General features: G+C 66.0%; 15 protein-coding genes. 7 read left to right on the forward strand and 8 right to left on the reverse strand.

Features of this window, described 5'->3' with window-relative positions:
• Positions 1-17 precede the first annotated feature (17 nt).
• The 3 genes from ACVIW0_RS12450 to ACVIW0_RS12460 all read left to right on the forward strand — a co-directional run bounded on the left by ACVIW0_RS12450 (position 18) and on the right by ACVIW0_RS12460 (position 2,916).
• Complete coding sequence (locus tag ACVIW0_RS12450; RefSeq protein WP_461352603.1) at positions 18-1,151, forward strand: MlaE family ABC transporter permease; 1,134 nt, start codon at positions 18-20, stop codon at positions 1,149-1,151.
• Positions 1,152-1,153: 2 nt separating this feature from the next.
• Positions 1,154-1,924: an ABC transporter ATP-binding protein gene (locus tag ACVIW0_RS12455; protein WP_461352604.1), complete on the forward strand. Its 771-nt coding sequence runs from the start codon at positions 1,154-1,156 to the stop codon at positions 1,922-1,924.
• A gap of 119 nt (positions 1,925-2,043) precedes the next feature.
• Positions 2,044-2,916 (forward strand): MlaD family protein, encoded by an 873-nt coding sequence (locus ACVIW0_RS12460; RefSeq protein WP_461352605.1) that lies wholly within the window; start codon positions 2,044-2,046, stop codon positions 2,914-2,916.
• Between the two features lie 278 nt (positions 2,917-3,194).
• Here the strand turns inward: ACVIW0_RS12460 and ACVIW0_RS12465 are convergent, their stop codons facing one another.
• Positions 3,195-9,128: an apolipoprotein A-IV repeat region-like domain-containing protein gene (locus tag ACVIW0_RS12465; protein ID WP_461352606.1), complete on the reverse strand. Its 5,934-nt coding sequence runs from the start codon at positions 9,126-9,128 to the stop codon at positions 3,195-3,197.
• 376 nt (positions 9,129-9,504) lie between these two features.
• Here ACVIW0_RS12465 and ACVIW0_RS12470 point away from each other — a divergent pair, with 376 nt between their 5' ends.
• Both ACVIW0_RS12470 and ACVIW0_RS12475 read left to right on the forward strand, forming a co-directional pair.
• Positions 9,505-9,882, forward strand: coding sequence for an Hpt domain-containing protein (locus tag ACVIW0_RS12470; RefSeq protein WP_461352607.1), 378 nt, complete (start codon positions 9,505-9,507; stop codon positions 9,880-9,882).
• 151 nt (positions 9,883-10,033) lie between these two features.
• Positions 10,034-10,354 (forward strand): 2Fe-2S iron-sulfur cluster-binding protein, encoded by a 321-nt coding sequence (locus ACVIW0_RS12475; protein ID WP_029085343.1) that lies wholly within the window; start codon positions 10,034-10,036, stop codon positions 10,352-10,354.
• Positions 10,355-10,360: 6 nt separating this feature from the next.
• Here ACVIW0_RS12475 and ACVIW0_RS12480 read toward each other — a convergent pair whose 3' ends face one another.
• Complete coding sequence (locus tag ACVIW0_RS12480; protein WP_461352608.1) at positions 10,361-10,822, reverse strand: acyl-CoA thioesterase; 462 nt, start codon at positions 10,820-10,822, stop codon at positions 10,361-10,363.
• A 159-nt stretch (positions 10,823-10,981) separates the two neighbouring features.
• On the opposite strand from ACVIW0_RS12480, the gene ACVIW0_RS12485 reads away from it, so the two are divergent.
• Positions 10,982-12,010: an NAD(P)/FAD-dependent oxidoreductase gene (locus ACVIW0_RS12485; RefSeq protein WP_461352609.1), complete on the forward strand. Its 1,029-nt coding sequence runs from the start codon at positions 10,982-10,984 to the stop codon at positions 12,008-12,010.
• 127 nt (positions 12,011-12,137) lie between these two features.
• Entirely contained in the window at positions 12,138-12,701 is a 564-nt protein-coding gene (locus tag ACVIW0_RS12490; protein WP_461357307.1) for a DUF2147 domain-containing protein, read from the forward strand.
• Between the two features lie 60 nt (positions 12,702-12,761).
• Here ACVIW0_RS12490 and ACVIW0_RS12495 read toward each other — a convergent pair whose 3' ends face one another.
• The 6 genes from ACVIW0_RS12495 to ACVIW0_RS12520 form a co-directional block, all read right to left on the reverse strand.
• Positions 12,762-13,790, reverse strand: coding sequence for an ABC transporter ATP-binding protein (locus tag ACVIW0_RS12495; RefSeq protein ID WP_461352610.1), 1,029 nt, complete (start codon positions 13,788-13,790; stop codon positions 12,762-12,764).
• The gene (locus tag ACVIW0_RS12500; protein WP_461352611.1) at positions 13,783-14,763 is read right to left on the reverse strand and encodes an ABC transporter ATP-binding protein; all 981 of its coding nucleotides are present in this window, start codon (positions 14,761-14,763) and stop codon (positions 13,783-13,785) included. Before ACVIW0_RS12500 ends, ACVIW0_RS12495 begins: the two co-directional genes overlap by 8 nt.
• Positions 14,760-15,581, reverse strand: coding sequence for an ABC transporter permease (locus tag ACVIW0_RS12505; RefSeq protein WP_461352612.1), 822 nt, complete (start codon positions 15,579-15,581; stop codon positions 14,760-14,762). The genes ACVIW0_RS12500 and ACVIW0_RS12505 overlap by 4 nt, the downstream gene beginning before the upstream one ends.
• A gap of 67 nt (positions 15,582-15,648) precedes the next feature.
• Positions 15,649-16,584: an ABC transporter permease gene (locus tag ACVIW0_RS12510; RefSeq protein WP_461352613.1), complete on the reverse strand. Its 936-nt coding sequence runs from the start codon at positions 16,582-16,584 to the stop codon at positions 15,649-15,651.
• A gap of 59 nt (positions 16,585-16,643) precedes the next feature.
• Positions 16,644-18,230, reverse strand: coding sequence for an ABC transporter substrate-binding protein (locus ACVIW0_RS12515; protein WP_461352614.1), 1,587 nt, complete (start codon positions 18,228-18,230; stop codon positions 16,644-16,646).
• A gap of 264 nt (positions 18,231-18,494) precedes the next feature.
• Entirely contained in the window at positions 18,495-20,456 is a 1,962-nt protein-coding gene (locus tag ACVIW0_RS12520; protein WP_461352615.1) for an SGNH/GDSL hydrolase family protein, read from the reverse strand.
• Between the last annotated feature and the right edge of the window lie 20 nt (positions 20,457-20,476).

The raw sequence follows: 20,476 nt of genomic DNA on the forward strand, positions 1-20,476 counted from the left end.
CGAGGGGTAAGCAAAAGGTGAGCGGCGACCCGACACTGGAGCGGATAGCCCAAGGCGAAGGACTGGCGCTATGTGCGGCGGGCAACTGGACCGCCCGCTTTGCCCCCGCGCTCGAGCGGATCGTGTCCGACGCCGAGAAGCTGCGCGGCAGCCGTCCCCACATCTTCATCGACGTGTCGCAGGTCGCGAGCCTCGACACCTTCGGCGCCTGGCTGATCGAGCGGCTGCGCCGCAGCCTCAGCGATGCCAGCGCGGAAGCCGAGATCGCGGGCCTGTCGGCGAATTATTCCAGCCTCGTCGACGAGGTCCGCCGCGTCGGCCCCGCGCCGAGGGTCGCCAGCGATCCGCTGTCGATCACCGGCATGCTCGAGCAGATCGGGCGCACGGTGGCCGGCATCGGCGGCACCATCATCGGCCTGGTCGACATGCTCGGCGCGGTGATCGCTGCGGCCGGCAACGTGCTGATCCATCCGCGCAGCTTCCGCCTGACGTCGACAGTGCATCATCTCGAGCAGGTGTGCTGGCGCGCGGTGCCGATCGTGGTGCTGATCACCTTCCTGATCGGCTGCATTATCTCGCAGCAGGGCATCTTCCACTTCCGCAGGTTCGGCGCCGACATCTTCGTGGTCGACATGCTGGGCGTGCTGGTGCTGCGCGAGATCGGCGTGCTCTTGGTCGCGATCATGGTCGCGGGCCGCTCCGGCTCGGCCTATACCGCCGAGCTCGGCTCGATGAAGATGCGCGAGGAGATCGACGCGCTGCGCACCATGGGCTTCGATCCGATCGAGGTCCTGATCCTGCCGCGCATGCTGGCCTTGGTTCTGGCGCTGCCGATCCTGGCCTTTCTCGGCGCGATGGCCGCGCTCTATGGCGGTGGTCTCATCGCCTGGCTCTATGGCGGGGTCGATCCGGAAGCCTTCCTGCTCCGCCTTCGTGATGCCATATCGATCGACCATTTCATCGTCGGCATGGTCAAGGCGCCTGTCATGGCGGCGGTGATCGGCATCGTCGCCTGCGTCGAAGGGCTGGCGGTGCAGGGCTCGGCGGAATCGCTCGGACAGCACACCACCGCGTCGGTGGTGAAAGGGATCTTCTTCGTGATCGTGATGGACGGCGTGTTCGCGATCTTCTTCGCCTCGATCGGGATGTGACCATGGCGGAAGCGGATATCGACGCCATCATCCGGGTCCGCGATATCACCGTGCAATTCGGCAAGACGCGCGTGCTCGACGGCCTCAACCTCGATGTCAAGCGCGGCGAGATCCTCGGCTTCGTCGGCCCCTCGGGCGCCGGCAAATCGGTGCTGACGCGCACCATCATCGGCCTGGTGCCGAAAGTCTCCGGCCGCATCGAGGTGTTCGGCGTCGATCTCGATGCCGCGAGCTCGTCGCAGCGCCGCGCCGTCGAGCGGCGCTGGGGCATCCTGTTTCAGCAGGGCGCGCTGTTCTCCTCGCTCACAGTGCGCCAGAACATCCAGTTTCCGGCGCGCGAATATCTGCGGGTCTCGCAGCGACTGCTCGACGAGATCATGGTGGCGAAGCTGGTGATGGTCGGCCTCAAGCCCGAAGTCGCCGATCGCTATCCGTCCGAACTGTCCGGCGGTATGATCAAGCGCGTCGCGCTGGCGCGCGCGCTCGCGCTCGATCCGGAGCTGGTATTTCTCGACGAGCCGACATCGGGCCTCGATCCGATCGGCGCCGGCGATTTCGACGAGCTGGTGCGCACCTTGCAGCGCACTTTGGGGCTGACCGTTTTCATGGTAACCCACGATCTCGACAGTCTTTACACCGCGTGCGACCGTATCGCCGTTTTAGGGAACGGTAAGATCATTGCTGCAGGATCCATCGCCGACATGAAGGCGTCGCAGCATCCGTGGCTGCAGCAATATTTCAACGGCAAACGCGCCCGTGCCGTTGTGGCCTAGCCCATGATCCCGAAACTGGAAACCGGTTTTCCGACGAGATCATGCGCCAACAAGAATTCGACGGGCTCGAACGCAGGCCGGCTGCGCGAGGGCCCAACAGTGATTAACGCGAGCAATTGATGGAAACGCGGGCGAACTACGTCTTGATCGGGGCTTTCACGCTGGCGGTGATCGCCGCGGCGTTCGGCTTCGTGCTGTGGTTCCAGAGCCTGCACACCACCAAGCAGCGCAGCCCGTTGCGGGTGGTGTTTGAGGGGCCGGCGTCGGGCCTGCGCAATGGCGGCAATGTCAATTTCAACGGTATCAGGATAGGGGAAGTCGTCTCGGTCAAGCTCGACAATCCGCGCCGCGTGATCGCGCTGGCGATGATCGAGAACACCGCACCGCTGCGCAAGGACACCCTGGTCGGGCTCGAATTCCAGGGCCTCACCGGCGTAGCCGCGATCTCGCTGAAGGGCGGCGAGGAGGCCGCCCCGCCGGTGCCGCTGGATGAGGACGGCATCCCGGTCCTGACCGCCGACCCCAACGCGCTGCAGGACGTCACCGAGGCGATCCGCGCCACCCTACAGAACGTCAACCGCATCGTCGCCGACAATCAGCAGTCGGTGAAGAACTCGCTGAAGAATCTCGAGGTCTTCACCCAGGCCTTGGCGCGCAATTCGGAGAAGATCGACAACGTCATGCTCAAGGTCGACGGCGTGATGGGCAAGGCCGACAATCTGATGCTGGGCCTCAACGCGATCGCCGGCGGCAACAATGGCAGCGAGCTGAACCTGATGGTGAAGTCGATCCGCGAGCTCGCCGAGGATCTCGACAAGCGCTCCAATCTCCTGATCAACGACGGTCGTCGCACGCTGTCCGACATCAGCCGCGCCGTGAACAATTTCGACCGCAACCCGAGCCGGGTGATCTTCGGCGGCAGCAACAACGCCGCCCCGGAGCCCGCACCGGCTCCGGCCGCAGCACCGGCAGGGCCGCGGCGGCGGCAGTAAGCAGGCGAATGGTGAGTAGCGAGTAGCGAGTAGCGAGTAGCGAGTAGCGAGTAGCCTTCCTTCGCCGCCAGACTCGTCATTGCGAGCGAAGCAACTCGTAGCCCGGATGGAGCGCAGCGTAATCCGGGATCAACTCCGCCGCCGCGCTGCCCCGGATTTCGCTGCGCTCCCTGCGGGCTACGACTGGTTGATCCAATACCAAGCCCAAACAAAAACGGAGGCCCTGCGGCCTCCGTTTCCATTCGCTACTCATTACTTGCTATTCGCTGTTCGCCAGCTCACCCCAGCCGTCCCGCGGCGTGCGCGAGCAAGGTGTAGACCAGCCCGGTCTCCGAGGTCAGGTGACCGGCCAGCTCCTGCTGGCCGCGGCCGTCGCGGGCGACTTCGTCGAGCAGGCGCTCGAACTCCGCGATGTAGCGGTCGACCGTCTGCTTGAAGCCGCGATCGGCGCGATACTTGCGGGCCACCTCGTCGAAGGCCTTCTGGCCGGCCGGCGTGTACAGGCGCTTGCTGAACGCCTTGTTCTCGCCGCGCTGGTAGCGATCCCACATCTCGGCCGCCAGCGTGCGGTCCATCAGCCGGCCGATGTCGAGCGACAGCGACTCCAGCGGATTGGCGGCCGGCTGCTGCGGCGGCTGTTGACGCGGCCGCTGCAGCGCGTCGCGGCCCTGCGGGGCAGGCGGCGGCGCATCGCTGCGGTTGAGCAGGTCGGACAGCCAGCCGTCGCCGTTGTTGGGACCCGCCGGGCTGACCGACGGAGCCTCGGTGCGGCGCGAGCTCGCCATGCCGAGATCGGGCGGCGGCAGCGTCGAGGCGCTGTTGCCATTGTCGCGCATCCGCGCGTCGTCCCGCATCCGCACGTCGGTGCGGCCGCCGGCGGCAGCTATCATCGGCTCCTCGTGGCGGACGCTGGCGCGGTTGGTCGAGACCACGTCGAGCCCGCGGCCGTGATGGGCGACGATGCGGTTCAGCTCGGCGAGCGCCTCGATCTGGTCGACGATCACCTTGCGCATCTGCGCGGTGTTCTCGGCGGCTTCCTGCGGCATCTCGAGCACGCCGCGGCGCAGCTCGTTGCGGGTGGCCTCGAGCTCGCTGTGCATCTCGCTCGCCATCTGCTTCATCGCCGTGACCATCGCGGAGAACTTCTCCGTCGATTCCCTGAACATCGCATCGGTCTCGGCGTTGCTCTGCTGGTAGAGCTCGTTCATCGCGTCGACGGTCTGCTGACGTTCGTTCTCGGCCGCCTGGCGCACCGCCTCGAACTGCCGGCTGATCGCAGCCGAGCCGGCGCCGGCGGTCTCCGCCACCACGCGCGCGATGTCGCGGGCGCGCTCCTCGGCCGCGCCGAGCGATTCATCGAGCAGCCCGGTGAAGCGCGACAGCCGCTGGTCGAGATCGGTGGTGCGCAGGTCGATGGTCGTCACCAGCGCTTCCAGGGCCTCCTTGCGCTCGCTGACGGAGGCCGTCGTGGAGCGGTTGGCCTGTTCGACCACCGCAGCCGCCTCGATCAGCGCCTTGCCGTGGGTCTCGAACTGGCTCGACAGCGCGCCGAGATCCTCCAGCGCCTTGCTGGTCTTGCTGTTGAACATCGTCAGCTGGTCTTCCAGCGTCTGGGTCGCCACGCCGTTGCGCGAGGTGACGTCGTTCATGGCGGACACGAAGTCGGCCACGCGGGTCACCAGCGCACGCTCCAGCGAGTTGAGGTTGTCGTGGGCGCCGGTCAACACTTCCTGCAGCAGGATGTTGCCCTCGCGCAGCCGCTCGAACAGCGCGACCGTGTCGGTGCGCAGGATCTTGCTGGTCTCCTGCATCTCGGTGACGGCCGAGATCGAGACCTGGCGCGACTGGTCGATCGCCGCGCGCGAGGCCTGCTCGAGCTCCTTGAGCGACTTCGCCACCGCGCCGGTCGCCTGATCGCCGGCCGAGGTGATGTTGCGCGCGACATCGCCGCCATGCGCCGCCATCGACTGCGAGAAGGCGAGGCCGCGGGTTTCGATCGCCTTCAGCGCGTCGGCGGTGGCGCGATCCATATCGGCCGATAGCTGCGTGGTCTTGGCGGTCAGCGCCTCGACCAGCGAGCCGCGGCGGCCGTCGACCATCTGTGACAGACGCTCGGCCTGCTGCTGCACATAGGTGACAATCTCGTCGGTCTTGCCGGTCATCGCCGAGCCGAAGGCGCTGGTCGCCGACAGCACCGAGCGCTCGATGTCGGCGGAGGTCGTCTTGACCTTGGTCGAGACCTCGTTGGACATGGTGATCAATGCGGCCTGGGCGTTCTGCGCCGAGGTCTGGATGTTGTCGGTGGTCTTGGCCGTGACCGAACCCAGCGCGCGCTCGATGTCGGTCGAGAGCGTGCGGATCTGGGCGGCGGCATCGGCGGAGGTTGCCGCAAACGAGCTCTGGGCCTCGCGGGCGCTGCTCAGGATGGTCTGCGCAGTCTCCGCGCTGGTCGTGGTCAGCGAGCGCTCGATCTCGACGGAGATCGCGCGCATCTGGGCTGCGGCCTCGCTGGACGTTGCCACGAACGAAGTCTGGGCATCGCGGGCGCTGCCGAGGATCGACTGGGCGGTGTTGGTGCCGACCGAGGTCAGGGTGCGCTCGACATCGGCTGCCAGCGACTTGACGTGGTTGGCGGCCTCGGTCGATGCGGTGACGAGGGTGTTCTGCGCCTCGCGGGCACCGGCGGTCAGCACCTCGACGGTGCCGGAGCCGGCCATCGACAGCGCGCGCTGGATGTCGGAGGCGAGTTCCGACACCTTGCTTGCCGCGTCGGTCGAGGCATTGACCAATGTGCTCTGGGCTTCACGTGCGCTAGCAGTGATCGATTCCGCGGTCGCGGAGCCGGCCATCGACAGCGAGCGTTCCATGTCGGCGGCGAGGTTGCGGACCAGATCGGTGGCCTCGGTGGAGGCGCCGGCCAGCGTGCTCTGGGCCTCGCGGGCCGCGGCGACGACGGCCTCCGCGGTGGCGGAGCCGGCCATCGACAGCGTGCGCTCGATGTCGGCCGACAGCGTGCGGACCAGATCGGTGGCGTCGGTCGACGCTCCGGCGAGCGTGTTCTGGGCCTCGCGGGCGGAGGCGACCACGGCTTCGGCGGTCGCGGTGCCGGCGGTCGACAGCGAGTGCTGCACGTCGGCCGCGAGCGTGCGGACCAGGTTGGCGGCTTCGGTGGAGGCGCCGGCCAGCGTGCTCTGGGCCTCGCGGGCGGAGGCGACAATGGCTTCCGCGGTCGCGGTGCCGGCCATCGACAGCGAGCGCTCGACGTCGCTGGCGAGCGACTTGACCTGACCGGTCACGTCGGTCGACGTCGCGATCAGCGTGGTCTGGGCCTCGCGCGCACCGGTCATGATCGCTTCGGCGGCGGCAGAGCCGGACATCGACAGCGACTGCTCGACATCGGCAGCGAGCGACTTGACCTGGCTTGCGGCTTCGACCGAGGCAGAGACCAGCGTGGTCTGCGCGTCGCGGGCGCCGGACAGCACGGAGGCTGCGGTGGCGCTGCCGGCGGCCTGCAGCGTGCGCTCGACATCCTCCGACAGCGCCTTGATCTGCGAGGCGACGTCGCCGGAGGCGGAGACCAGCGACACCTGGGCGTCGCGGGCACTGGTGAGGATCGCGTTGGCGGCGGAGGTGCCGACGGCGGTCAGCACGCCCTCGACCTCGGCCGAGCTCAGCTTGAGCTGGTTGCCGACGTCGGCGGACACGGTGAGCAGCGCCTGCTGCGCGGTGCGCGCGCCGGTCTGGATGGTCTCGCTGGTGTTGACCACGAGATTGGTCAGCGAACGCTCGGCGTCCTCGACATGGGACTTGATGCTCGACGACAGCAGCTCGGCGCGGGACATCAGGTCCTCGCTGGCCTGGCGGCCGCTGCTCTCGATGCGGCCGGCGACGGCCTCGACGCGCGAGCCCAGCAGGTCCTCGAACTGCGCGACGCGGGTATCTATGTCGCCCGCGATGACGCCAACGCGGCTCTCGATGCCCTGCTGGATGTCGGCGAAGCGCGCCGAGATGGTGTCGGTCAGGTTCGAGCTGTGACCACTGATGGTCTCGACGAGGCGGGTGTTGTGACCATTGATGGTGTCGGCGAGGCGGGTGCTGTGGCCGTTGATGGTGTCGACCAGGCGGGTGCTGTGGCCGTCGATGGTCTCGGTGACGCCGTTGATGCGGTGGTCGACCGCGGCGATCGCCTGCGCGGTGCCCTCGGTCAGGGTCGTGGTGAGCAGGCCGAGGCGCGAGTCGATCGAGTGGATCGCCTGGGTGGCGCCTTCGGTCAGCTGGGTCGCGAGCGTGCCGAGATGGCCGTCGATGGTGTCGGTGACCGATTTGGCGCGGCTCTCGAAGGTGACCTCGAGCGTCTTCATGCGGCCGTCGATCGCCTCATCCAGCGACTGCAGGCGGCCGTCGAACGAGCCGATCCTGCTGGCGAGCGAACTGTCGAACGACGACAGCTTCTCGGTCAGCGAGGCGTCGAGATTGCTGACGCGGCTGCCGAGCGTGGTCTCGAACTGCAGCAGGCGCTGGTCGAGCGAGGCGGTGATCTCGCCGCTATTGCTGCTGACGCGATGGTCGAAGGTGTCGACATAGGTCTTCAGGCTGTCGGCGATGTCCTGGGTCCGCTGGCCCATGCGCTCGACGATGTCGCCGCCGAAGGTCTTCACCGTGCGGTCGAATTCGGAGATGTGGCGGGTGATCAGCGCGCCGAGCGTGCCGGAGTCGCGGGCGAATCTCTCGGCGAGCTCGCTGCCGTGGTTCTTCACCAGGTCGTCGAACGCGCTCATCTGCAGCGACAGCGAATCGTGCGCGGTCTCGGTCTGGCCCACCACCTTGGCGACCAGCGAATTGACGGTGACGTCGAGCGCCTCGCTCGCCTTGTCGCCTGATGTCATGATCTGGCCGGCGAGGCGGTTGCCGGCGTCGTCGATCTTGCTGACGAGGTCGTTGCTGCGCAGCTCGAGCTCCAGCAGCAGCGAGTCCGCGGAGTTCTTCAGGGAGTCGTGCACTTCTTCGGTGCGGTCGGAGATGCCGTCGACGATCGCAGACGAGCGCTGCTCGAACTCGCCGGTGATGCGGTCGATGCGCTCGTTCAGCATCTCGTGGACGCGATCGGCCAGATCGACGAACTCGTCATGGACGTGGCCGGTCTTGAAGTTGAGGCTGGTGGTGAGCCGCTCCGATGCATCGAGCACCGCGCGCGTGGTCTCGGCACTGGCTTCCTCGAGGCGGTCGAGCAGGTCGCCGCCGCGCTCGCCGAGCGCGAGGATCATGTTGTCGCCGGCATGGCTCAGCGCGGTCGTGATGTGCTGGCCGCGCTCTTCCAGCGCGCCGGTGATGCTCTTGGCAACCTCGTCGACGCGCGAGGCGATCGCGTCCGAGATCAGCGCGATGTCGTGGCGCAGATCGATCTGCACGCCGGAGATCGCACTGCGCACCTGCTCGGCCTGGCCGACCAGATTGTCGCGCTGATGGGCGATGTCCTGCAGCAGCGCGCGGATGCGCACCTCATTGTCTGAATAGGCGCGTTCCAGCGCAGCGACCTCGTTGGCAACCAGGGTCTCGAGTTCGCCGGCGCGCGCGATCGCGCGCTCGACGCCGTCGCCCATCGCCGCGACCTCGCGGCGGATCGCCTGGCCGACCGTCACCATGGAATCCGCGGCGGCGTTCTCCGGCTCGGAGAAGCGCATCGCGACCTGCGCCATCGATTGCGCGATCATCTGCATGCGCTGGCCGTGCGAGGCGAGGCTGGCGAGATAGTAGAACAGCAGGATCGGAACGGCGAACAGCGCGGCGAGACCGGCGAGCACGAGCACACCGGTGCCCTGGGCCATCGAGGCCTGCAGCGCCGGCCAGAACGCGATGGTGAGGATGACGCCGCCGAGCAGCCAGGCGCCGGAGCAGACGAAGAACAGCGTGAAGGCGTTGCGGGCGCGGCCTCCCTGCAGCGTCTGCAACATCTGGCCGATGCTCTCGCGATCGTCATTGGCGGCGCGGCGCGGCGCGCGCGGTTCCTCCAACGCCGAACGTTCGGTATTCGGACGCTGATCGAACGATGTCGCGGAAAAATCAGGAGCTGACGGCTGCAGGCTGGGCGGCGTGGCGCCTTCATTGTGGGGGCTGCGATTCTCCGCGCCCTGTTCGCTGATGTTGAGGGCTTCCTGGATGGCAGAAAGCGCGACTTCGGTGGGATCTTTGACCTTCTTGGGAGTGTTCGCCATGTTCAGTCTGAGCCCTCTCACTATTTACGCGTCGGCGAGCCTGCGATCGTCCCCACGCAAGCTCGAAGCCGGTGCCCACAAGCGGAGCGCAAGCGCCCCCTCGGCGGCTTGTCCGCTACATCCGCAAACATCCTATGGGGAGAGTGATGCGAATGAAATGCTTGCGATTAATACTTTCTTAATCATCGTTAACAGCTTTGCGCCATAAGGCCTTATGGGTACTCAAAATTCCCGCCCCACGGCGCCGATTGTGTCCGAAAGTTGTCCAGAATCGGGCGGTTTTGCCGATCATCCCGACAACAATCCGTTAACCAGTTTCGTGATTGGCTGGTCCAACGAACCGCCGGCCAGGGCCGGGCGGAGACAGGGACAGCGCATGCCGCTTCATCTCGAACGGGTTGAATGGACGCAATCGCCGCCGCTCGCCCCCGGCGACGGCCCGATCGACGTCGCGCACCTCCAGCGTATGACGCTGGGCGACCCGGAGCTCGAGCGGGAGGTGCTGGCGATGTTCTCGACCCAGTCGGCTCGGCTCCTCGGGGAGCTGGCCGCGCTGCCGGCGGAGGCTGCGACCCGCGCCCACACCTTGAAGGGATCGGCGCGGGCGATCGGCGCCTTTGGCGTCGCCGAGGCCGCCGCCCGGCTCGAAACGGCGCTGACGGCTGGTTCCGATCCGGCCCAGCCGCTGGCCGCGCTCGGGGCCGCGATTGCCGAGGCGCGTACCGCGATCGAGCTGATTCTGGGCCAATCCTAGGCTCCAGCGATCTGCACCAGCCGCCAGCAGGCGTGCGGGCCGGGGTGGCAGCTTTTCGGTCTCCGCGCTAGCGCTGCGCGGACCGACCCGTTATACGACTGCCGGGACCTTTCCATTCATCGTCCGGCGCATTCCGGCAGCACGAGCAATCATGGCCAAAATCCACTTTATCGACCATTCCGGCGAGAAACGCTCCATTGATATCGAGAACGGCGCGACGGTGATGGAAGGCGCGATCCGCAACGCCATTCCCGGCATCGAAGCCGAATGCGGCGGCGCCTGCGCCTGCGCGACCTGCCATGTCTATGTCGATGAAGCGTGGCGCGAGAAGGTCGGCGCGCCGTCGCCGATGGAAGAGGACATGCTGGATTTCGGCTTCGACGTGCGTCCGAATTCGCGGCTGTCCTGCCAGATCAAGGTCACCGACGATCTCGACGGACTGGTCGTGTCGACGCCCGAGCGGCAGGCCTGAACTCCCTTACTCGCCGTCCGGATTCACGCCGCGACGGACCCAGCGGCGGAAGTTCTCCTTGACCTCCGCCGGCAGCGGTGTCGGCCTGCGCGTCGCCTCATCGATCATCACCGTGATCGCCTTTGCCGACGCCACGCAGCGCCCTTCCGAAAACACCACCTGATCGAAGGTGGTCGATGTCCGTCCGAACTTGACCAGGCCGAGCCCGAGCTCGATCCGCCCCGGCCAATGCAACTCGGCGCGGAAGTGGATGTCGAGGCGGACCATGATCCAGCCGAGCCCAGCGGGCATCAGCCCCATGGTCGGATCCTTCACCAGCGTGACGCGGCCGGTTTCGAAATAGCTTGCATAGACCGCGTTGTTGACGTGCCCGTTGGGGTCGAGATCGGCAAAGCGCACATTGTCGGACAGACGATAGGGGAAGTCTTCCAGGCGCGGCGCATCGTCAGCACGGACAGGGGCATTCACGAGGGGGATCTCCGTCGGTTTCCCATCCATACAGCCGAGTTGCGCAGGCTCGGCAAGGGGTTGCCGCGCCAGCCGCTGTCCCTATTATGCATGTCCCGATCCGGCCGATGCGTGGCTGGACAGGCGAGAACAGTCGATCTCAACTGAAAAGAAGCGGACATGAGCGAAGCGATCAAGACCGATGTGCTGATTATTGGCGCGGGCCCCTGCGGGCTGTTCGCCGTGTTCGAACTGGGCCTGCTCGACATGAAGGTGCATCTGGTCGACATCCTCGACAAGATCGGCGGGCAGTGCGCCGAGCTTTATCCGGAGAAGCCGATCTACGATATTCCCGGCATTCCCTTCGTCACCGGCCAGGGCCTCACCGACCAGCTGCTGGAGCAGATCAAGCCGTTCGGCCCGACCTTCCATCTCAATGAGATGGTGGAGAGCATCGAGAAGATCGGCGATCCCTTGTTCCGCGTGAAGACCGATGCCGGCAAGGATTTCGAAGCCAAGGTGGTGGTGATCTCGGCCGGCGGCGGCTCGTTCCAGCCGAAGCGGCCGCCGGTGCCCGGCATCGAGGCCTATGAAGGCACCTCGGTGTTCTATGCCGTGCGCAAGATGGAGCACTTCCGCGACAAGAACATCCTGATCGTCGGTGGCGGCGACTCGGCGCTCGACTGGACGCTCAACCTGCATCCGATCGCCAAGCGCATCACGCTCTTACACCGGCGCGACGATTTCCGCGCGGCGCCGCACAGCGTCGAGCAGATGCGCGCGCTGGTCGCCGACGGGAAGATGGATCTCAGGATCGGGCAGGTCACCGGGCTCGAAGGCGCCAACGGTCAGCTCTCGGGCGCCGCGCTGAAGGGCAACGACAATGCGGTGTCGACGATTACCTGCGATACGATGCTGCCGTTCTTCGGGCTCACCATGAAGCTCGGCCCGGTCGCGAACTGGGGCGTGGCGCTGGAGAACAATCTGGTGCCGGTCGACACCGCGGCGTTCGAGACCAACGTGTCAGGCATCTTCGCGATCGGCGACATCAACACCTATCCGGGCAAGCTGAAGCTCATTCTCTCTGGCTTCCACGAAGGCGCGCTGATGGCGCAGAAGGCGCACCGCTACGTCTATCCGGACAAGCGGCTGGTGTTCCAGTACACAACCTCGTCATCAAGTTTGCAGAAGAAGCTTGGAGTGAACTGATTCCGCTGCGACAGCGACCAATGCCAGGGGCATGGGTCAGTTCCTGCGCGGGGCGAGTACTGGAACCCTCCGCGAAATGGCCGTAGTCTGCGGCTATTCGAGTTCGTCGATTGATCAGGTGATGATGATGCGGAACACGCTGTCCAGACTTTGGCTGATCCTTGCGATCGCCACGGCCTTTGCGCTGGCGGCTCCGCTTGCCACCTCGGCGGCCGAGCTGTCGGCAGCCGGCCTCTGGCAGAAGATCGAGGACGGCAAGCCGGAGGGCTGGTTCCTGGTGGTCGAGCGCAATGGCGTGTACGAGGGTATGATCGCGAAGATGTTCGCATCGCCCGACGATCCGCCCAATCCGGTGTGCTCGAAATGCACCGACGATCGCAAGGATATGCCGTGGCTCGGCATTCCGCTGATCCGCGACATGAAGCGCAACGGGCTCGCCTATGAGGGCGGCAACGTGCTCGATCCGCGCAACGGCAAGATCTACAAGGCCAAGATGACGCTGAGCGCCGATGGGCAGACGCTGACCATGCGCGGCTATCTCGGCATCTCGCTGTTCGGCAAGGACGAGGTCTGGACCCGGCTGCCGGACACCGCGATGGCGCAGCTCGATCCCGCAATCGTCGCGAAATATCTGCCGGCGCAGGCCGCCGCGATGAAACAGCCGCCGCCCCAGCCGCTGAAGAAGCGCTAATTCCCGCACTCGATATTGTTCGTTGTGCTCGACGCGCGCAGGTTTGCCGCGTGGACGATTTCAGGTCGAGCCATTGAAGGCTGCATCGGGCGCCACGATCTCGTCAGCCCGCCAGCAGCGGACGGCGTGTCCATCGGGACGCGTTTCAAGCGATGGCGCGGGCGCGCGACGGCACATCGCCTCGGCATGACGACAGCGCGGATTGAACGCGCATCCGTCCGGCGGATTCAGCGGACTGGGCGGCTCGCCCCTCGTGGTCGCAAGCGGCGCGCGGCGCAGCGGATCGGGAATCGCCGAGATCAGGGTTTGCGTATAGGGGTGTGCCGGCCGTTCGAAGATTTCGCGCCAGTCGCCGCTCTCCACGATGCGGCCGAGATACATCACGGCAACCCGGTCGCTCATGTGCTCGACGACACCGAGGTCATGGCTGATCATAATGTAGGAGAGGCCGAGCGTTTCCTTCAACTCCAGCAACAGATTGATAATCTGGGCCCGGATCGAGACATCGAGCGCCGATACCGGCTCGTCGCAGATGACGATCCTGGGATTGAGGATCAGCGCGCGGGCGATGCCGATGCGCTGGCGCTGGCCGCCGGAGAATTCGTGCGGGTAGCGGCCGGCTTGCTCGGGTCGCAGGCCGACATGCCTCAGCATCGCCTCGATGCGTCCGTCGATTTCGCTTTTGGCCGTCACGCCGTGCAGCCGCAGCGGCGCCTCGAGCGTGCGACGAACGCTCTGGCGCGGATTGAGCGAGGCGTAGGGATCCTGAAACACGATCTGGACGATGCGGGCCAACGCCATGCGATCGACCGACGGCCTGATGGTGACGACCTGACCGTCGAGCACGATGCGGCCGCGCGTCGGCGTCTGCAGGCCAAGGATCGACAGCGCGACGGTCGACTTGCCGCAGCCGGATTCGCCGACCAGACCGAGGCATTCGCCGCGCTTCAGCTCGAGATCGACACCGTCGACCGCACGCAACAGCCGCCGCCCGCCGCCCCGCAGGCCGCCGCCGATCGGATAATGGACCGCGAGATCCTCGACGCGGAGGATGACGTCGTCGGCGGAGCCTGGCGCAGCGTCATGCATGGTGATGGCACCTGACGAGCCCGCCGTCTCCAAGCCGCGTCGCCTCCGGCGCGGTGATCCGGCAGATCTCGGTTGCCTGCGTGCAGCGTGGATTGAACCGACAACCAGCCGGGAAATCCGCGATCGCAGGCACGACGCCCGCGATCTCCTTGAGCTTGCTCCGGCCGAGTGCTGCGCGCGTGCCGAGCCGCGGAAGCGAGTCGACCAGGCCTTTGGTGTAGGGATGGGCGGATGCGCGGAACAGCGCGTCCGAGCCGCGCTCCTCGACAATGCGGCCGGCATACATCACCGCGACGCGGCGGCAGACATTGGCGACCAGGCCGAGATCGTGGCTGATCATCAGGATCGCGGTGCCGCGCTCCGCGCACAAATTCCGCATCAGCTCGATGATCTCCGCCTGCACGGTCACATCAAGCGCAGTGGTCGGCTCGTCGGCGATCAGAAGATCGGGCCCGCAGGCGAGCGCGATGGCGATCATCACGCGTTGACGCATGCCGCCCGAAAGCTGGTGCGGGTAATCCCTCACCCTGCGCTCGGGCGCCGGGACGCGGACGCTCGCCAGCGCCTCGACGGCGAGCCGGTCGGCTTCACGCCAGCTCTTGCCTTGATGCAGCACGAACATCTCCGCGATCTGCCGGCCGATCGGCGAGACCGGATTGAGCGCCGTCATCGGCTCCTGGAAGATCATGGCGATGCGATTGCCGCGCAGCGCGCGTTGTTCGGCCGCCGGAAGGCCCTGGATCTCGCGGCCGTCGAAGCGGATGGCGCCGGCGCCGATCGAAAGCGGCCGGCGCAACAGGCCGATCAGAGCGAGCGCCGAGATGCTCTTGCCGCAGCCGGATTCGCCGACGAGGCCGAACGTCTCGCCGCGATCGATGCGGAATGAAACGCCCTCGACCGCCGCGATCCGGCGCGCCCCGTCGTCGAGGTCGATGCGCAGGTTTTCGACTTCGATCAAAGCAGGGGCCGTCATGTGCGCCGGCTCCGCGACTGTGGATCGAGGATATCACGCAGGCCGTCGCCGAGCAGATTGAGGCCGAGCACCGTCAGGAAGATGGCAAGGCCAGGGAAAACCGAGAGCCACGGTGCCGTGGTGATCTGGTCGCGGGCCTCCGACAGCATGCTGCCCCAGCTCGGATAGGGCGGGCGGATGCCGAGGCCGAGGAACGAAAGCGCGGCTTCCGCCAATATCGCGCCGCCCATGCCCAGCGTGCTGATGACGATGATGGGGCCGAGCATGTTGGGCAGCAGCTGCGTGATCATGATGCGCAGATCGCCGTAGCCCAGCACTTTTGCCGCCTGCACATAGCCCTGGCTCTTGAGCGACAGGGCCGACGCCCGTGCGATCCGGCACGAGAACGACCAGTTGGTCAGGCCGAGCGCGATCAGGAGGCTGGTCAGGCCGGGTCCAAGCACCGCCATGATGGCGAGTGCGAAGATCAGCGAGGGGATCGCGAGCATCAGATTGGTCAGCCCGTTGACGACATCGTCCCACCAGCCGCCCCAATAGCCGGCGGTGAGGCCCAACGTCACGCCGATCACGCTGTTGACGAGCTGCGAGACGATGCCGACCGTCAGCGAGATCCGTGCGCCGTGCACGACGCGGGAATAGATATCGCGCCCCTGTGCATCGGTGCCGAACCACCAGACCCAGCTCGGAGGCTCCTCCGCATTCATCAGGTTGGCGCCCATCACCGGATCGGTGTGCGCCAGCCAGGGCGCGAACAGGCCGACGAAGATCGCAAGCGCGAACAGCACCCCGCCGATGATCGTGCTGGTGCCAAGCTTCATCGCCGCCGCTCCGCCGTGACGAGACGCATCGCCAATCGTGCGCAAGCGTGATGAAGCTGACTGCCGCTCATGCGTATCTGATCCTGGGATCGATCACGCCGTAGAGCAGGTCGATCAAGGTATTGACCGTGAGAAAGAACAGCACCACGACGAGAATGGTGCCTTGCACGGCGGGAATGTCGCGCTGCAGGACGCTGTCGACCAGCAGCGAGCCGACGCCGGGCCAGGAGAACAGTTTCTCGACCACGACCGCTTGGCCCATCACGACGCCGAATTGCAGGCCGATCACCGTGAGAATGATGACGAGGGCATTGCGCATCACGTGCCATGTCACGACCCGGGTTTCGCTCATGCCCTTCGAGCGCGCGGTCCGGACGAAATCGGCGGTCATGATCTCGAGCACCGCGGCCCGCGTCGTCCGTGCCAGCAGCGCCATCGGCGAGACGCCGAGGGTCACCGCGGGCAGCAGCAGGTATTTCAGCCCGCCGTCGCCATAGCCGAAACTCGGCAGCCAGCCGAGCTTCAGCGCAAACAGATACATCAGCAGCAACCCGAGCCAGAACTTGGCCATCGAGAGGCCGGACACCGCCAGCACCATCGAGCCCGTGTCGACGATGCTGCCGGGCCGCAGCGCGGCGACGAAGCCGAGCGGGACACCGACCACGATGGCGAACACCAGCGCTGCGAAGATCAATTGCAGCGTCGGCCACATCCGTTTCGCGATCATGGTAGTGACCGGCTCACGGGTCCGGAACGAGGTCCCGAAATCACCCGTCGTGAGCCTGGCGATGTAGGAGCTGAAACGGACGTAGACAGGATCGTTGAGGCCGAGCTGCTTCTTCATGCGTTCCACGACTTGCGGGTCAGTCGGACCGCGGCCGTCGTCGCCCATGCTCGACGCGATGCTGCCCGGCACGATGCTGAACAGCACGAAGATCAGCAGCACGACGGCCAGCACGGTCGGAATGGTCTGCAGGACTCGGCGGATCGCGAAGGACAGCATGGGACGTTTTCCTCACTTCCTCCGTCGTTGTTCGCGATGGAAGCAGAGCAATGGCACTGTCACTTCGCCGGCGAGGTGTCGTCGACCCAGAGGTCTTCGACGTTCTGATGGGTCAGTTCCGTCGCGTCCAGCTGGATGCCCTTGAGCCAGGGCTGCACCGCCATCACCGCCTTGTTGTAGTTGAAGAACCAGATCGGCGCTTCCTCGTAGAGCAGCGCATTGGCCTTTTGCAGCAGCTGGGTGCGCTTTGCGGCGTCGTCGGTCTGGCCGGCGTCATCGATCAATTTGTCGAAGTCGGCATTCTTGAAGGTCGTGTAGTTGCAGGCCGATTGCGGCGTCGCCGAGTGGAAGCATTTCAGCGCCGCCTGCGGATCCGGGCCGGTCGCCTGGGAATAGATGAAGGCCTGGAAGTCGCCTTTGCGAATGACCTCCGCCAGCACCGCGGTCTCGACCTGCTTGACCTTCACCTTGATGCCGACCTTGTCCAGCATCGGGATGGCGGCTTCGACGATCGGCAAGCCCCAGCTTTCATTCTGGCTGGTGGTCCATTCGAATTCAAAGCCGTTGGGATAGCCGGCGTCCGCAAGCAGTTGCTTCGCCTTCGCCGGGTCGTAGGGGTAGGGCTTCATGCTCTTGTCGTAGGCGGGCGAGGTCAGTGGCAGCCAGCTGGTGGCGCGATAGGCCTTGCCCTTGACCAGCTTGTTGATGATCAGGTCGGCATCGATCGCGTAATTGATGGCCTGCCGGACCCGCTTGTCGGAGAACGGCTTGAAGGTCGGATTCATCCCCATGGAGCGCGTAAAGACCTCGGCGACCTCGACGATGGTGCCCTTGAGGTCGGGATCGGCCTGATAGGCGACATATTGCGCGGGCCCCAGCACCGAGGTGTCGATCTCCTTGTTCCGGAAGGCGACATCGCGCGCGGCGGCTTCACCCATCAGCGAGATCACGATCCTGTCGGCATAGGGCTTGCCGGTCTTGTAGAACCGGTCCCAGCGGTCCAGCACGATGCGCGAGCCCGGCACGTGCTCGACGAATTTGAACGGACCAAGACCGATCGGCTTCTGGATGAAGCTCTCCTTTGCAGCCTCGTCGGCCGGATAGATGGAGGTCAATGCTGTGAAGAAATAGAATGCCGGATCGACCTTCTCGGTCAGCTTCATTTCCAGGGTGAAGTCGTCGATCTTCTTCAGGCCCGAGATTTCCTTGGCCTGGCCCTTCTCGACCTCGGCGGCCCCCTCGATGACGCGGACGAAGCGCGCGCCGGGATAGGCCTTGGTGCCGTCCATGATGCGATTGTAGGACCAGATGACGTCGTCGGCCGTCATCTTGCGGCCGTTGTGGAAATAGGCGTCGTCGCGCAGCTTGAAGGTATGGACGAGGCCGCCGCCCGAGACGGTGACCTCCTTGGCCAGTTCCAGAACCGGCTTGCTCTCGGTCGAGTCCCAGATGTAGAGCGAGCGGTGCAGGGCCTTGGCGTAGATTTCGTCCTGGGCGCGCGGTGTGGTGTGGATGTCCATGCTGGTGAAGCTTGAGCCGTAAGGCGCCGTCATTCGAATCGTGCCGCCCTTGCGCGGCGTCTGGGCCTCCGCCGCGCCCGATAGGGCCAGTGCCAAGCCGGCCACGATCGCAATCTGCCTGAACATCACGCTTCCCCAACTGGAGTATCGATCAGCGAGTTGACCACTCGCAGCACATCGAGCGCAAGGCGCACGTTCGTTGGTGATGGTGATCGGGTCCTATAGATGTGGAACACTCGACGCGAATGAAAAGCGCAGGCGAGGACGCGTATCCAGAGTTGCAACGGCAGAACGCGCGCTGCAGTTGAATCAGCCACATGCCCTGGTCCGCAAATGCGCGGTAATTAAGTAGTTGCGATTGAATGAAATTCGGGGCGGCGGATCGCCGCTTCAGCGCTGCTGCGGCGCGATCGACAGCGGGGCGACCGGCTCGGAAATCACTTCGGGCACCGCCGTGTTCAATTGCAGGACGGTGGCGGCGGCCGGCACCGCGGCATCCGCCATCGCCGCATGGCCTTCGGCGGTCGGGTGCACCGCGCCGCCATACACCGCCGACAGGACGCCCCATGTCGCATCGTGGATGTCGGTCGGCTGCATCGAGGCCGGCAGGCCCTGCGGGTAGGTCATCGCGGCGAAGTAGCTGTCATTGGCGTCGCGGATCCAGCGCGCGCGCGGCAGATAGGCGCGGTACTCGCCGGCGCCGCGGCCGCATTTCAGCGGCTGATTGGCCGCGGCGACGATGTCGGATTCGAAACTGTCGCCATTGGCGGCGAAGCAGTCGCGGTCGAACTCCGGATCGCTCGAGGCGCGCGCGCAGAAACCGTGGCTTGCGAACGCATCCTGATGCGCATCGACGAAGGTCATGCGGTCGGCGCGCGGATTGCGGCAGATGATGCCGGACTGGCACTGCGCGAGCGCCTTGATCTGCGGCAGGAACTCGTTCTGCACGAAGCCCGAGACGTCCGTGAGCCGCCGCGGATCGGCGTTGAACGCAGGATGGATCTCGAAACCGGCGCGGCCGCCGGGGCACGGCGTGCCGCCATTGGCCAGCGCCGGATTGGCGTAGGCGGTGTAGATCACGTGCGAGAGGTCGCCGCCGACCAGCGGCTTCAGCGCCTCGCGCAGCTTGGCAAAGCCGGCCGGCAGGTCGCGCGCCAGTGCCGAGCGGGCATCGTCGACGCTGGCCAGCGAGCCGCCTTGGCTGAACAGCGTGCGTTCGGTCGGGGTGTCGACGATCACGTTGGCGACGAGGCCGGAGAAGTAGATGTCGTTGGCGCCGATCGACAGCAGCACGAGGTCGAGCGTGCGATCCGGCTGCCGGCGCTTGGCGGCGGCGAGCGCGGTGCGCAGCTCCGCGATCTGGCCGTTGACGGTACCCGAGCAGGTGTTGGCAGTCTTGGTGGGGAGGCATTCGCGGGCCTGCTGCGAGCCGAGCAGGCCGTCGGCGATGCTGGCGCCGGTGCAGGCCAGCGGCAGATAGGTCACGGCGATGTGCGGATATTGCACGGCGAGCGCAAGCGCGGTGCGGGTCTGGTAGCTGTACAGCGAGCGGTGACAGGCCGAGTTGAGCCACAGTGCGCTCTGGCGCTGCCAGCTGGTCAGGGTATCCGGCGCCTCGCAGGCACGGCCGCCTTTGTAGCCGGCGCGGCTCGGCCGGTAATATTGCGCGCCGCCAAGATAGGAGCGAAAGCAGAACCCTTCGTCGGAGAGCGCGATGGCGCGGTCGGGATTGCCCTCGCCGGATGCGATGCTGTCGCCGAGGCCGGCGATCAAGAGATCACGCACCGCGATCTGGGTCGTGACGCGCTGGTTGGCTGCCGCGCCGCTCGCGACGTCGACGGTCGCGACCGTGGTGCGGCCGTAGCGGACCCGCAGATTGACCGGCTCGGCGCAGTCGAAGGTCTGGGATTGCGGCCCGTCGCCGTCGTCGAACGACCAGGCGCAGGTGGCGCCGACTGGAACCGGGCCGGTGAGCTGCACGGTGATCGGATGATCGATCGGCGTCAGATAGCTTTCCTTGACGTTGTCGCGGTTGCAGGGCTCGACGACGCGGCCTTGCAGGTCGATGCAGAGCCGGTTGACCGTATTGCGAGCCCAGCCGCGGCCGTCACTCTGCAGTTCCAGTGCCTGTTCCGAGGCCAGCACGCTGCGACCGAGCCCGCTTTCGACGTGCAGGCGGAAGTCGCGTTCCTCGCGGAACAGGCGGAAGCGGTTGCGCACCTCCCAGGAGATCTGCAGCTGGCTGTCGTCCTGCGCCGCGGCGGCCGAGGTGAATACCGCCGCCAGCGCGCTGCCGAGCAGCACGCTAGAGACCGTCACACGAAACGAAAATCGAACCAAAAAGCCAATCATGGCGCGGTTTGACGCGAGTG

The sequence above is a fragment of the Bradyrhizobium sp. USDA 4454 genome (assembly GCF_054822705.1).

Coding starts and splice junctions, on each gene's coding strand:
- ACVIW0_RS12510 (WP_461352613.1), bottom strand. CDS start 16,584: ATGCTGTCCTTCGCGATCCGCCGAGTCCTGCAGACCATTCCGACCGTG.
- ACVIW0_RS12455 (WP_461352604.1), top strand. CDS start 1,154: ATGGCGGAAGCGGATATCGACGCCATCATCCGGGTCCGCGATATCACC.
- ACVIW0_RS12505 (WP_461352612.1), bottom strand. CDS start 15,581: ATGAAGCTTGGCACCAGCACGATCATCGGCGGGGTGCTGTTCGCGCTT.
- ACVIW0_RS12470 (WP_461352607.1), top strand. CDS start 9,505: ATGCCGCTTCATCTCGAACGGGTTGAATGGACGCAATCGCCGCCGCTC.
- ACVIW0_RS12495 (WP_461352610.1), bottom strand. CDS start 13,790: ATGCATGACGCTGCGCCAGGCTCCGCCGACGACGTCATCCTCCGCGTC.
- ACVIW0_RS12520 (WP_461352615.1), bottom strand. CDS start 20,456: ATGATTGGCTTTTTGGTTCGATTTTCGTTTCGTGTGACGGTCTCTAGC.
- ACVIW0_RS12465 (WP_461352606.1), bottom strand. CDS start 9,128: ATGGCGAACACTCCCAAGAAGGTCAAAGATCCCACCGAAGTCGCGCTT.
- ACVIW0_RS12515 (WP_461352614.1), bottom strand. CDS start 18,230: ATGTTCAGGCAGATTGCGATCGTGGCCGGCTTGGCACTGGCCCTATCG.
- ACVIW0_RS12500 (WP_461352611.1), bottom strand. CDS start 14,763: ATGACGGCCCCTGCTTTGATCGAAGTCGAAAACCTGCGCATCGACCTC.
- ACVIW0_RS12460 (WP_461352605.1), top strand. CDS start 2,044: ATGGAAACGCGGGCGAACTACGTCTTGATCGGGGCTTTCACGCTGGCG.
- ACVIW0_RS12490 (WP_461357307.1), top strand. CDS start 12,138: ATGCGGAACACGCTGTCCAGACTTTGGCTGATCCTTGCGATCGCCACG.
- ACVIW0_RS12475 (WP_029085343.1), top strand. CDS start 10,034: ATGGCCAAAATCCACTTTATCGACCATTCCGGCGAGAAACGCTCCATT.
- ACVIW0_RS12485 (WP_461352609.1), top strand. CDS start 10,982: ATGAGCGAAGCGATCAAGACCGATGTGCTGATTATTGGCGCGGGCCCC.